This is a genomic window from Pseudoalteromonas sp. M58 (assembly GCF_042604605.1).
GTDB classification, from domain to species: Bacteria; Pseudomonadota; Gammaproteobacteria; order Enterobacterales; family Alteromonadaceae; genus Pseudoalteromonas; species Pseudoalteromonas tetraodonis.
The window spans coordinates 466173-479612 of sequence record NZ_CP152390.1 but is presented as its reverse complement, the minus strand read 5'-3'; the positions used below and the strand labels follow the sequence as shown (position 1 = coordinate 479612).

Genomic DNA, 13440 nt, shown 5'->3' with positions numbered 1-13440 from the left:
ATTGGTGGGTATCATACATTATTTATGGGCAAATAAAAAAGGGACTTTAGCCCCTTTCATAGTTTTATTACAATTAATTTACTACTTGATGTTAAAAGCTGTAAACCAATGTTAATGAGGTCTCAGTGTCGGTTGCTTCTTTGTCATCAGCCACATCTGAGTTATTGGTGATATTGTAGGCTACTTTCATTTGTAATGAGCCATTAATTTTAGTAAGTAGCGCAGTTTCTGAGCGAGTTTTGGTATTGGTATCACCATATTCTACCGATACTAACTGGGTAAAACGCGCGTTGTCTGAAATTTTCCAGCTAAAGTCTAATTTACCTAAAGCAATTACTTCGCCTTCGTATTCACCCGCTAGTGAGTTGCCGTTTTCATCAACCTCTTCGCTTACATCTGGGTATTTAAAGTACTTATAACCTGGACCAATTTCAGCATTTAGTTTCATGTTTGACTCGTTTAGTAAACGTAAACCATAACCCGCTGAAATAACCGACTCACTTCGGTATGCACCAAAGTAGTCAGATACGTGTGACCCATAAATAAATAAGTGGGCGTGCTTTTCATTTAACTTGTAATTACCTTGTGCTGAAATAGAGTACTTTTCGTTAGTACGCTGTTTTTCTTTTATGCCGTTTTCGTTCTCTACTTCATCTTCTTTGTAGATGCCGTCTAACTTATACTCGTTATTCCAGCTTTCTAAGTTATGTAATACTTTAATACCGCCTTTTAAGGTCGTTGTTTCGGTATTACCGCTGGTAATAATAGCGCCTACTTCGCTGGTAACTTCCCAGGTTTTTTGTTCATCTTCTGCTGCAAATGCATTGGTTGTAGCTGAGGCTGCTACTAAAATTGATAAAAGCTTAAGTTTCATTAAAAAATAACCCTGTAAAAAATGTATTAATACCTATTAAAAAAACAGCGCGCATATTAATAAATCGAATTTGAGCGCTGCCTTAATAAATAAGTATTTTAAAAAATTAGTCTTGCTTGTGTAAATGTACATCCATTTGCGGGAATGGAATGGTAATGTCTGCGTCGTCTAACGCTATTTTAATGTTTTCCATTAACGACCAGTATGTTGGCCAGTAATCTTCTGAGTTAACCCACGGGCGCACTATAAAGTTAACGCTTGAATCGGCAAGTTCAGATACCGATACGTTATATGCAGGATCTTTTAAAATACGCGATTCGTTATCAAGCACTGATTTAAGTACTTCTTTTGCTTTTCGTAAGTCGGCGTCGTAGCCAACACCAATCACAAGGTCAACGCGGCGTGTTGATTCGCGCGAGTAGTTAATAATTGCATCTGACATAATTTTTGAATTAGGCATTACAATAACTTTGTTATCGGGTGTACGCATTTCAGTTGAGAATATTTCGATTTTTTTAATCGTACCGGCTTTACCGCCCGCTTCAACGTAGTCACCTGATTTAAATGGGCGAAGTAGAATAATTAATACGCCTGACGCAAAGTTAGATAACGACCCTTGCAGTGCTAAGCCAACGGCTAAACCTGCCGCACCTAAAATAGCAATGAATGACGTGGTTTCGATGCCAATTTGTGACAGCGCCATTAAAATAGTGGCTGCAAATACAATGGCATATACAATACTAGAGACAAACGATGAAACCGCTTTATCTACTTTTTTCTTGTCGAATGCTTTTTCGGTTAACTTTGCACAAAATTTAGCAATTCGTCCACCCAGCAAAAATATAACAAGCGCTATGACTGCTTGAATACCGTAGTGTAAGATTAAGCCTGAATTTTCATTCAGCCAATTGAGTATTGAATCCATATTAACTCCTGATAGTGTTATTAAGCAGTTTAGCGGTGTTGTTTATTGTATTGTAAATCTTTAATACGTGTTTGCAACAGCGTATTTCGAGGTTCGAGGTTCGAGGTTCGAGGTTCGAGGTTCGAGGTTCGAGGAATTTAAAAACCTTACGGTTAATATAGCAAGGTTTTTTATACCCGTAGGCGGGAGTTTACCTCGCGCAGGGTTTAATAAAATGCGCGGGATAACCACCGCTCACGTTCAATACAAACATCATGCTTGGCTTAATCTCTACCTAAAACCTAAAATCTTTGTCTTTAATCTCTTCCTCTGTGACCTCTGTGGTAAATAGTGTTTTAATTTTTTGCACCACAGAGTACACCGAGGCGCTACGCGCTTCACAGAGAAGACAAAAATCATTTCCTCTGTGTGCTCTGCCCCCTCTGTGGTGAATAAAATCTCTTTAAGATCTTTTTGCACAAAGAGAAGTGAATGAAGAGTAAATGAGAAAACAATAACCATGAGCCCGAGTGATTAATTGTTTTTTCACTAGCTCTAAAAGCGCAGCGTCTCTTAACCTCTTTGTGAATAAGTTTATTGCCTAAAACCTACCTGCGCGTGATAACCCCCGCCTACAAACCATTTTGAACCACAGAGTACACCGAGGCGCTTCACGCTCCACAGAGAAGACAAAACAAATAAAACATGTCTTTAATCATTTCCTCTGTGTGCACTAACCCTCTGTGGTGAATAAAATCTCTTTAAGATCTTTTTGCACAAAGAGAGGTGAATGAGGAGTAAATGAGAAAACAATAACCATGAGCCCGAGTGATTAATTGTTTTTTCACTAGCTCTAAAAGCGCAGCGTCTCTTAACCTCTTTGTGAATAAGTTTATTGCCTAAAACCACCTGCGCGTGATAACCCCCGCCTAAAAAACCATTTTGAACCACAGAGTACACCGAGGCACTTCGCGCTACACAGAGAAGAAAATCTTGCGCGGAATTAGGGATTCGAGCTGCCCGTTACCCGTTGCCAATAGCTTAAATATAGAATACTTAAAATAAGTTTAATTTTTTTGATTTTTTGCTTCACAAGCATGGGGATATTATGTATTATGCGCGCCACACCAAACAAGGTGTATGTAGTGGCGGTTGTAGCTCAGTTGGTAGAGCCCCGGATTGTGATTCCGGTTGTCGCGGGTTCGAGCCCCGTCAATCGCCCCACTATTTTCTAAGTTTCCTCAGTAATATCTAAAGCTAATCTCTAAATTATATTTACCCGATACGAAGCCAAGTCAGAAATAAAGAAACTACGCCAACTTGTCTGTAGGCATGAGTTTACCTTACGCATTTATTAGATCTTAAACCTGACGCGACATAACGTCGCTGCTACCATAGATTTAAAAACTACACACGTAGCAGTGGATTTACCCCGCGTCTCGAAGCCCGATGCCCGCATTTGAAGCTTTGAACATATAAACTTAATAAACGCAAAATAAAGTCGCTGCTACATATTATTTAAGGCGTTCTTTCCACTGTGCAATAGGCAGTGGCTTTGAAAATAAATAGCCTTGAAATAAGTTGCAACCGCGCTGCTTTAAATAATTAAATTGCGCAGGTTCCTCAACGCCTTCAGCAACGCTATTTACGCCTAAAGCACTGGCCATGTCGATGATCATATTCACAATAGTTTTACTTGAATTATCGTCAGTATCCATAATGCCATCGACAAAGTATTTATCTATTTTAAGCTCAGAAATTGGCAACTCTTTCAAATAACTCAGGCTTGAATAACCCGTTCCAAAGTCATCAATTGAAAACCTAAAGCCCTTTTTATTAAGTTCAAGCATAGTCTCTTTTACTAGTTCGATGTCTGACACTAAAGTCGTTTCGGTCAGCTCAATCACTAAGTTACGTGGTGACACTTGCCACTTATGAACACTGGCGAGCAATTTTTCCTTAAAATCGGGGGCTACAATTTGTTTAGCGCTAATGTTAACGGCAATACAGGTGTTTTTTCCTGCTCGGCTGACTTCATGCAGCAACTTACATACTTGATCAACCACCCAATCGCCAATTTTAATAATGGCTTCACTTTCTTCTGCTAGGGGTATAAATTCCCCAGGGCTTATTACGCCTAATTCCTCAGAATCCCAACGTAATAATGCTTCGGCTGAATTAAAGGTATTTTCATTAATAAATTGTGGCTGTAGTACCAGTGTTAATTCATCACTTTTATCAACATTTATTAGTAAGTAACGAATTTTATTGGTACGTTCGTAACGTTTTAATGCATCTAAATCTGCAAAGTAATAACCAAAAGGAGACAACTTTTTGGCTTGTTTTAGTGCGTATTCCAACTTATCAAACATAGAGCTATAGGAGTCTCTACTCGCATTAATAATTGTACTGCCCAAAGAGGCGCTTAGTACCACATCAAGATCACTGATCTTATGTGAGAAGTTATCTAGCGCTAATATTTTAGAGTCTATAGTTGGTTGTTGTTGCTCTAGGTAGGATAAGTCATTACTTATATTGGCGCTTATAATTAAAAAAGAATCAACTCCGCTTTTGTATAGCTTGTACTCGCCCTGTACCGCATTTGATAGTTTTTTAGCCGTTAAAATGAGTGCTTCGTTGCCCGCCTCAATACCGTACTTAAAGTTAAATTGCGCTAACTTATCCATATCTAATAATGCAGCATATATATAGCCATTATTAATGCTGGCACTTTGAAGTAAACTTCTGCATTCGCGCTCAAACCACCGCTTATTTTTTAATCCTGTTATGGGATCTGAATAAGCTAAATTATAAATGGTATCTTGCGCTTTGAGTTTTTCACTAATATCTCTAACTACACCAATATATTCAACGCTTTGCTCATTAACTGCTTTGGTAAGTGACAATTCTATTTGAAAAATAGTGCCGTCTTTTTTTCTTGCAGGTAGTTGCCTACCAACACCAATAATTTTAGCCTCACCTGTTTGCTCATAATTTCGCATATACGAGTGATGCTTAGATGCATAAGGCTCAGGCATTAAGTTGTTAATCGACAAGCCAAGCATTTCATTTTGCTTATAGCCAAACATAGTTAATGCGGTTGAGTTACAGTGAACAATAACGCCTTGCTGATTAATAGTGATCACTGCATCATTTAAGTTATTTAAAATAGCTTCAAGGCGATTATTTTTATCATCAACCTTGGCCTTTAACTCATACTCTAAAGTGACATCTTCAAAAGCACCATGCACTTTAATAACCTGATGATCATCATTAAAAACAGGGTGACCACTCGTACGTACCCACTTTTTATTGCCATGAGCATCTACAAACTCAAAGTCTTCACAATAAGGAAGGCCATGTGTTTGCAAACGATTAAAAAAATCACGAATACGCGCTTGCTCTTTTTCACCAGCATAATGCGCAATCGCTTGTGTGGTCGTGAGCGGTTTGCGCTTATCAAGGCCATAAATATTATAAACCTCGGGTGAATAATTTAGCTCGCCGGTTGAAATTGTGTATTCCCACGTGCCTACCTTCGACATAGCTTCAACAGCACTAAATAGTGATTGCTGTGAGCTTGATTTATCTTCTAAAAAACACTTTTGCAGGAACACTGCTGTATAACTCGCAAAGCTAATTAGCCTTGGTAGGTAGCGTTCGATTGTTGGATCACTATTTAAATAAAGACCAACCAGTACGCCGCTTAATTGGCCTTCATCATTGCTTATAGAGACGCCAATGTAAGCTTGCGCATTTATAGTTTTTAGTAGCTTATTTTCAGGATAGTGTTGTTGTAATTCATCCGTTATAAAACACGCACTTTTTGAAGGCAGCTGTTCACAAGGCGAGCCTTCTAGCGAATAAGAAAAGTTATCAACGACCTCTGCGTTATGTAAAACCAACTGCGTAGTTGCTAATTTATCTTCATTTACAGAGGCAATAAATAAGTAATCGGCTTTAATTTCGTGCTGCAGTACTCTCAATTGTGCACTTAAATTTGCACATTGAGAATACGATACATCATAGGCTGCACCTATATCTAACTGCTTGCTATCCTTGCTCACTTTACTAACCTACTTTGAAAGAAAGACCTAATGACGCTAATGCTTTAGAGTGCTTTTCAATCGCATCAGACTCTGCTCCTACACAATGCGCTTGGGCTAAGTTTTCTGAAGACGCACTACTAATATTGGAAATATTGCGGCTAATTTCTTGCGATACCATGCTTTGCTCTTCCGCAGCGGTTGATATTTGCGTTGCTAAATCGGAAATATCTGTAATTGCCGCATAGACTTTTGAGACGATATCTTGGCTATTACGGGTTTCTTTAACACATGTTTCAGCAGCGTGTTTACCCGCTTCCATTGTTTTGGACCAGTTGAGTAGCGTAGATTGCATTTCAGATATTGAGACTTGAATTTGCTCTGTGGCGGTATGCGTTCTGCTTGAGAGTGCACGTACCTCATCAGCAACAACCGAGAAGCCTCTACCATGTTCACCAGCACGCGCAGCCTCAATAGCGGCATTGAGTGCAAGTAAATTTGTTTGATCGGCAATCCCTTGTATCTCTTGCATTATACCACCAATTTTTTCAGCCTCTGTTGCTAACTCACTCGCAGAGCTTGCTGAGTTATCAACTTCAGTTGCAAGTAACGACACCTCTCGCATTGTCCCAGACATCGCTTGCGTTGCGCTTTCGCAGTCTTGGTGAGCTTGTTGCACTCGTTGGTTAGTTACTAAAGTATTTTTTGCTACTTCATCAATTGAATGCACCATTTCCTCAACGGCAGACGACACTTGATGTAATTCAGACGCTTCTTTTTCAACACCGGCCTGCGCAGCTTCAGCACAAGTTTTAAGGGAGTCAGCACCTTTACTCAGGCTTAAAGTACCATCAATAATACGGCCAACAATGGTCGTTACTTTACCCTCAAGTAATTTAATCTGAAAATCACTATAGCTGAGGCTGTCGCTACCAGAATAAATATGCCGAGATACGCTATCTGGACCTGCTTTGGTTTTTTTGATTGTGCTTTGCGAACGAATTAACTCTTCATAAAAAATAACAAAAGGCAGAGGAACAAACAGTAAACATAACCAGAACATATAACTTGTTAACCAAGCAATTAAAGCGGCACACCCAATAAATAGAGGCAATTTAAATGCAGCTAATTTTTCAGTTAAAGGCGTAATTGATTGACCGTTGTTTAAACGTTGGTAAAGCTTTTCTGCGCGGCTTTTATATTCTGGAAGGAGTTGTTGGCGAACTGATTGATAACCTACTTTTTTACCGTTTTCGTAAATAGGGGTAACAAATGCATCAACCCAGTAATAACGCCCATCTTTACATCTATTTTTTACAGCTCCTCGCCATGCGGTATCGCTTTTTAAATTAGACCACATATCACCAAATGCCGCAGGTGGCATGTCTGGGTGGCGAACCATGTTATGGTTTTTCCCTTTTAATTCATTAATGGTATACCCTGAAACTTTACAAAAGCTATCATTTGCATAGGTGATAACCCCTCGTAAATCTGTTGTAGAAACTAACTCTTCGTCAATGCCAAACGAAACTTCCTGGTCTACCGTTGCTTGATTTCTTCTACTCATAGTGGGTGCTTCATTATTTTTTAATGGATGAATTTGCGGAATGTTAATTTATAAGTGTATAAAACACAATTATACATTATTACTATATTCTAACAGTTCAAAAGAGCCTGAAACTTCATATTACACCTCAGCTTAGTAAAAATATACATTTAAAAACATGAGGTTACAAAAACTCACAAAAACAAACGAGAATAGTTATTACTTTATTTTAAGCTTATATACAAAGTTTAAACACCAATCACTGCTTATAGAGTAATTTTAGACCGAAGCGATAAGGTTCGCCAAAAAAGTGGCTAAAAAAAATGCCACCAAATGGTGGCATTTACACACGGGGGTATTTCTACTTATAGAAATTTTTTTACTATTTTGTTACGAAAAATATATATTAAAAAGGTAACATTTAGCCCATTATCTAGCAACATTTAACCGAGTTTTATCTTACAACCATTAACTCATCGGAACAGTCTTAATCATTACAGCTTAATACATACGTATTTTTCTTCTAAGTACTCATCTAAACCCTGATGCCCGCCTTCACGACCAAGACCTGATTGCTTTACACCACCAAACGGCGCAACTGGGTTTGATATAACTCCCTCATTTACACCTACCATGCCAAACTCTAGCCCTTCGCTTATACGATAGATTTGTTTAATGTTTTGGCTATAAAAGTACGCAGCTAACCCATAAGGGACGTCATTAGCGAGCGCAAGTACTTCGCTTTCTTCATCAAATGGGATCACCGTTAATACAGGACCAAACACTTCTTCGTGATAAATATCCATTTGTGTAGTGACATTGGTGACTATTAATGGGTTTTGAAAACTGCCACCTAAATTGCTGTTATCTCCAATTAGCGTAGCGCCTTTATCAAGAGCGTCTTTAATCAGTTGTTGCACTTTCTCTTTTGCTTTGGGGTAAATAAGCGGCCCTATGTCGGCATTTTCATCAAAACCGTTCGCAACTTTGAGCGCAGCGACTTTGGGTGTAATTTTTTCAAGCACGTCATTTAATATATTACGCTGAATAAAAATACGATTTGCTGCAACACAAGCTTGTCCTGAGTTTCTAAATTTGGCCGCCATTAATCCATCAATCGCATCGTCAATATCAGCATTATCAAATATTATAAACGGGGCATTTCCCCCCAATTCCATTGAAGTACGCTTTATTGTAGATGCACATTGAGAGAGTAACTGCTTACCTACACCTGTAGAGCCAGTAAAAGTAAACTTACGTACCACCTCTGAGTCTGTCAGCATTTTGCCAACCTTTTTGGCATCTTGTGACACAAGCACATTAAATGCACCTTTAACAAAGCCAGCCTGATCAGCTAAATAAGCTAAAGCGATAGCACATAATGGTGTGTGCTCAGAAGGCTTGAGTATAAAACTACAGCCCGCGGCATAAGCCGGCGCGACTTTTCGAGTCACCATAGCAACAGGAAAATTCCATGGCGTAATACCTGCTACCACGCCAATAGGTTGCTTGAAGCTAGTTAAACGATGACTGTTATCGGTGGCGGGGATCACATCGCCGTAGCTGCGTTTAGCTTCCTCTGCAAACCATTTAATAAAACCGGCGCCATAATCTATTTCACCAAGAGATTCTTTAAGCGGTTTTCCCTGCTCTTTAGTCATAAGTGTAGCTAGCGTTTTTTTGTGCTTTATTACTAGATCATACCAACGCATCAGGGTTTCGCTTCGCTCGGTCGCATTGGTGGCTTTTAATTTTACAAAAGCGCCTTGTGCTGCTGTTATGGCATTTTTTACGCCTTGCTCGTCAATATCACTTACATCAACAATACTTTGTTCGGTGGCCGGATCATCAACGCTAAAGCGTGAGTTGGTTTGATAAAATTCACCGTTAATAAACGAGTCTGAAAAAATAAGATCACTCAAAATATACCTCCAAAATGGGTTTTGGGTTTTGGGCTTCGGGTTTTGGGCTTCGGGCTTCGATAAATTAAAAAAGCCTTGTGGTTAACGCTACAAGACTTATTCATTTTAATTTACCCGCCGCCCGTAACCCTTTACCTTCAACCTTTGTATTTATTCACTTCCTCTGCGCACTCTGTAATCTCTGTGGTAAATAAAATTACTAACAAACGCGGGATAAAACCGCTTTAAAAAGCATATGCACAAAGAGAAGTGAATGAGAAGAAAATGAGAAAACACTAACCATTAGCCTGAGTAATTAATTGTTTTGTCACTTCCTCAAAAAGCGCAGCGTCTCTTAACCTCTTTGTGCATAATTTTATTACCTTTAACCACATTTGCGCGGCGTAAATCCCCGCCTACAGGCTATTTTAATTTACCCGCGTCTCGCAGCCCGCCGCTCGTAACCCTTTACCTTTCGCCTTTAACCTTTAAAAAGACGCGGGATAAACCCGCTGCTACCAAATACAAACAAAAAAGCCGCTGTATCAAACAGCGGCTTTTAATATGATAGTCATTAATTAAAAACTAGTGTTCTTCATTAACGATATTGAGATTGTACTTAGGTATTTCAACCACTAAGTCTTCATCTCTAATAATTGCCTGGCAACCTAAGCGCGATTCAGGCTCTAAACCCCATGCTTTATCTAGCATGTCATCTTCTAGGTCATCACTTTCATCTAATGAGTCAAAACCTTCACGGATCACTAAATGACACGTTGTACATGCACATGATTTTTCACAGGCATGAGGAATGCTAATGCCATTTTTAAGCGCGATATCAAGTACCGTTTCGCCAGCGGGCGCTTCTATTGCTGCACCGTCAGGACACAACTCCGGATGGGGAAGAAAAACAATTTGTGGCATTCTAATCTCTCTTATATATTGTCTACTGACTGACCCGTTAAGGCTTTTTTAATTGACGCGTCCATTCTGCGCGCGGCAAAATCACTGCTCGCATTATCCATTTTTTCAATGGCCGCTTTAATTTCGCTTGGCTCTTGCGCACTCTCGCGTACTTTCGCAAGTTCGCTTATTTCCACTTTTAGCGTCGCTAATTGCTCAGGCTCAAGTAAATCGCCATCAGCAGCTAATGAGGCTTCCATCGCTTCTATTACACGAAGCGCTTCAACTTGTTGCTCTTTAAGCATACGCGCTTGCATATCGCCTTTAGCGTTACTCATCGACTCTTTAAGCATATTAGCAACTTGGTCGTCAGACAAACCAAACGACGGTTTTACTTGTATTTCTGCTTGAACACCCGTTGATTTTTCCATTGCCGACACGCTTAATAAACCATCAGCGTCTACTTTAAAGGTAACGCGAATATGCGCCGCCCCCGCCGCCATAGGAGGAATGCCTTTTAAGCTAAATTTAGCCAGCGATCGACAATCGTCAACCAGTTCACGTTCACCTTGTAATACATGCAACGACATGGCCGTTTGACCATCTTTAAACGTAGTAAATTCTTGCGCACGCGCAACCGGAATCGTGGTATTGCGTGGAATGATTTTTTCAACCAAGCCACCCATTGTTTCAAGGCCTAACGACAACGGTAACACATCAAGTAATAACATGTCTGAATCTGGCTTGTTACCAATTAATACGTCAGCTTGAAGCGCAGCACCAAGTGCAACAACACGATCAGGGTCAATTGAAGTTAGTGGCTGTTTATTAAAAAACTCGCCAACTTGAGTACGAACCAACGGCATGCGGGTTGAACCGCCAACCATTACAACTTGTAATACTTCTTGGTTTTCAATACCGGCATCTTTTACTGCACGACGACATGAACGAAGCGTTTTTTTAACCAGTGGCATAGCGAGCTCATTAAATTTTTCTCGCGTTACTTCAACCATGTATTTTTCATCGTCAAACTCAAGGCCAACATTCACTTTTTCGTATTGGCTTAGTGCTTCTTTACAGGCTTTGGCTTTATTAATGAATAAGCGTAATACCGAAGGAGATAAGCCTGTCACGCCGGTTTCTTGTTTTAGGTAATCAACTAATAATGAGTCAAAGTCGTCACCGCCTAGGCTAGAATCGCCACCGGTGGCCAGCACTTCAAACACGCCTTTATTAAGACGCAGAATAGAAATATCAAAGGTACCGCCTCCTAAATCATAAACGGCGATAATACCTTCTTGCCCTGAATCTAAACCGTAAGCAACGGCAGCGGCAGTAGGCTCGTTTAGTAAGCGCAGTACATTAATACCGGCAAGCTCAGCCGCATCTTTGGTGCTTTGACGCTGTGCATCATCAAAATAGGCTGGTACAGTAATCACTGCCCCTAAAATATCTTGATTACCAAAGCTTTGCTCAGCGCGTACTTTTAATGCATTTAAAATATGACTTGAGGCTTTAACTGGGCTGATCTTTCCCGCAGCCGTTTCGATAGCCAATGCACCATCATCATCGCAAAACTGATAAGGCAGTTGACCATAGCTTTGTTCTATTTCGGTTTGCGTTTTACCTAAAAAACGCTTCACTGAAATAAGCGTATTAACCGGATCGAGTGTAGCCGCTTGCATTGCATCATTACCCACGGTAATGCCGCCAGCTTGATAACGAACCACTGAGGGTAACATCGCTTCGCCTGACTCATCAGTAATAGTGCGTGCTTCGCCGCTTTGTACGGTTGCCACTAATGAATTTGTAGTGCCTAAATCAATTCCAATGGCTAATTTGTGTTCATGTGGTGCCGCGCTCTGCCCCGGCTCAGCAATTTGCAATAATGCCATAATGCTCTTTAAACTCGTGTTGCTCGCTTTGCAGCAAGTAATTAATCGTCAAATAAACTGTCTTCAATGCGTTCAAGTTCGTCTTGTAACTTATATACAAATTTTAATTTGCGAATGTTGTCAGCAGCGTGTTGATATTGTTGCTCATCGTTGCTTGCAAGTTGCTCAGCTAATTCGTTGCTATACTGGGCTTTTAATTGCTTTATTTGCGACTCAAAATTAGCAATAGCGATATCTGGATCACTTGCAGAGGGAAGTTCTTCAAGCTCTTCGCGCAGTTCCATTTGTTGCATCAAGAACATGGGATCTTGCAGTGTTTGCTGCTCAGCGCGAATATCAACGCCCAGCTCACTCAACATATATTCAGCACGTTTAACCGGATGCTTAAGTGTTTGTAATGCGTCGTTAATTTCAGCGGTACTTTGTACGGCCATTAATTTATCACGACTGCTGGCATTAGCATGACGATCAGGGTGTACAGCACGTTGAAGTTCTAAGTAGTGCTTGTTGATCATTGCTAAGTCAATATTGTAGTCAACCGGTATTGCAAATAACTCAAAATAACGCATAACTTCTCACAAATGACAAAGCCCTACATTAACTGGCAGGGCTTATTTATATCTTAAAACAAGTTTGAGCTTAAACGGTAAAGCTTTCGCCACAGCCACACTCATCAGCTTGGTTAGGGTTATTAAATTTAAACCCTTCATTTAAACCTTCTTTAGTGTAGTCGAGCTCAGTGCCGTCGATATAAACTAAGCTTTTAGCGTCAACAATTAAGGTAACGCCTTTGGCCGCAAATGTTTCATCGTCATCGTTTAGCTCATCAACAAACTCTAGAACATAAGCAAGACCTGAACAGCCCGTCGTTTTAATGCCAACTCGCAGGCCAATGCCTTTACCACGGTTTGCTAAAAATGATTGTACGCGGTTTGCTGCCGCATCTGTCAATGTCACTGCCATGAATATCTCTTAGTTTGTATGTTTGCTTTTGTAATCTGCAATTGCTGCTTGAATTGCATCTTCTGCTAAAATTGAGCAGTGAATTTTCACTGGTGGTAATTCTAGCTCTGCGCTGATATCGGTATTTTTGATAGTCGCAGCTTCGTCTAATGTTTTGCCTTTAACCCACTCTGTTACCAGTGAAGATGAAGCAATTGCGCTACCACAGCCGTACGTTTTGAATTTTGCATCTTCAATAACGCCGTCTGCCGATACTTTAATTTGCAATTTCATTACGTCACCACATGCTGGTGCGCCTACCATACCCGTTGCCACTGACGGATCGTTTTTATCTAGAGCACCTACGTTACGTGGGTTTTCTACGTGGTCGATTACTTTATCACTGTAAGCCATAATTCTATCCTCACT

The 13440-nt window shown here is 40.1% G+C and carries 10 protein-coding genes and 1 tRNA gene; 1 reads left to right on the top strand and 10 read right to left on the bottom strand.

Annotated elements, in window-relative coordinates; genetic code table 11:
* Nucleotides 1-91 precede the first annotated feature (91 nt).
* Both AAGD16_RS02225 and AAGD16_RS02220 read right to left on the bottom strand, forming a co-directional pair.
* Nucleotides 92-874 carry a YdiY family protein gene (locus tag AAGD16_RS02225; RefSeq protein ID WP_215521926.1) on the bottom strand — a complete coding sequence of 261 codons (783 nt, stop codon included), beginning with the start codon at nucleotides 872-874 and terminating at the stop codon, nucleotides 92-94.
* Nucleotides 875-980: 106 nt separating this feature from the next.
* Nucleotides 981-1799 carry a mechanosensitive ion channel family protein gene (locus AAGD16_RS02220; RefSeq protein ID WP_013464003.1) on the bottom strand — a complete coding sequence of 273 codons (819 nt, stop codon included), beginning with the start codon at nucleotides 1797-1799 and terminating at the stop codon, nucleotides 981-983.
* A 1127-nt stretch (nucleotides 1800-2926) separates the two neighbouring features.
* On the opposite strand from AAGD16_RS02220, the gene AAGD16_RS02215 reads away from it, so the two are divergent.
* Nucleotides 2927-3002, top strand: a tRNA-His gene (locus AAGD16_RS02215).
* A gap of 290 nt (nucleotides 3003-3292) precedes the next feature.
* On the opposite strand, the gene AAGD16_RS02210 is transcribed toward AAGD16_RS02215, so the two are convergent.
* From AAGD16_RS02210 to iscU, 8 genes are all read right to left on the bottom strand, one after another.
* Complete coding sequence (locus tag AAGD16_RS02210; protein WP_215521925.1) at nucleotides 3293-5845, bottom strand: EAL domain-containing protein; 2553 nt, start codon at nucleotides 5843-5845, stop codon at nucleotides 3293-3295.
* Between the two features lie 4 nt (nucleotides 5846-5849).
* Nucleotides 5850-7391: a PAS domain-containing methyl-accepting chemotaxis protein gene (locus AAGD16_RS02205; protein ID WP_215521924.1), complete on the bottom strand. Its 1542-nt coding sequence runs from the start codon at nucleotides 7389-7391 to the stop codon at nucleotides 5850-5852.
* Between the two features lie 473 nt (nucleotides 7392-7864).
* Nucleotides 7865-9292 carry an NAD-dependent succinate-semialdehyde dehydrogenase gene (locus tag AAGD16_RS02200; protein WP_013464000.1) on the bottom strand — a complete coding sequence of 476 codons (1428 nt, stop codon included), beginning with the start codon at nucleotides 9290-9292 and terminating at the stop codon, nucleotides 7865-7867.
* Nucleotides 9293-9856: 564 nt separating this feature from the next.
* Nucleotides 9857-10195 (bottom strand): ISC system 2Fe-2S type ferredoxin, encoded by a 339-nt coding sequence (fdx, locus tag AAGD16_RS02195; protein ID WP_008113929.1) that lies wholly within the window; start codon nucleotides 10193-10195, stop codon nucleotides 9857-9859.
* An 11-nt stretch (nucleotides 10196-10206) separates the two neighbouring features.
* A complete protein-coding gene (gene hscA, locus AAGD16_RS02190; protein ID WP_215521923.1) occupies nucleotides 10207-12069 on the bottom strand; it encodes a Fe-S protein assembly chaperone HscA in 1863 nt (620 codons plus the stop codon).
* A gap of 41 nt (nucleotides 12070-12110) precedes the next feature.
* Entirely contained in the window at nucleotides 12111-12638 is a 528-nt protein-coding gene (gene hscB / locus AAGD16_RS02185) for a co-chaperone HscB (protein ID WP_008113925.1), read from the bottom strand.
* A gap of 70 nt (nucleotides 12639-12708) precedes the next feature.
* Nucleotides 12709-13032: an iron-sulfur cluster assembly protein IscA gene (gene iscA / locus AAGD16_RS02180; RefSeq protein WP_008113924.1), complete on the bottom strand. Its 324-nt coding sequence runs from the start codon at nucleotides 13030-13032 to the stop codon at nucleotides 12709-12711.
* A 9-nt stretch (nucleotides 13033-13041) separates the two neighbouring features.
* Complete coding sequence (gene iscU / locus AAGD16_RS02175) at nucleotides 13042-13425, bottom strand: Fe-S cluster assembly scaffold IscU (protein ID WP_008467675.1); 384 nt, start codon at nucleotides 13423-13425, stop codon at nucleotides 13042-13044.
* Between the last annotated feature and the right edge of the window lie 15 nt (nucleotides 13426-13440).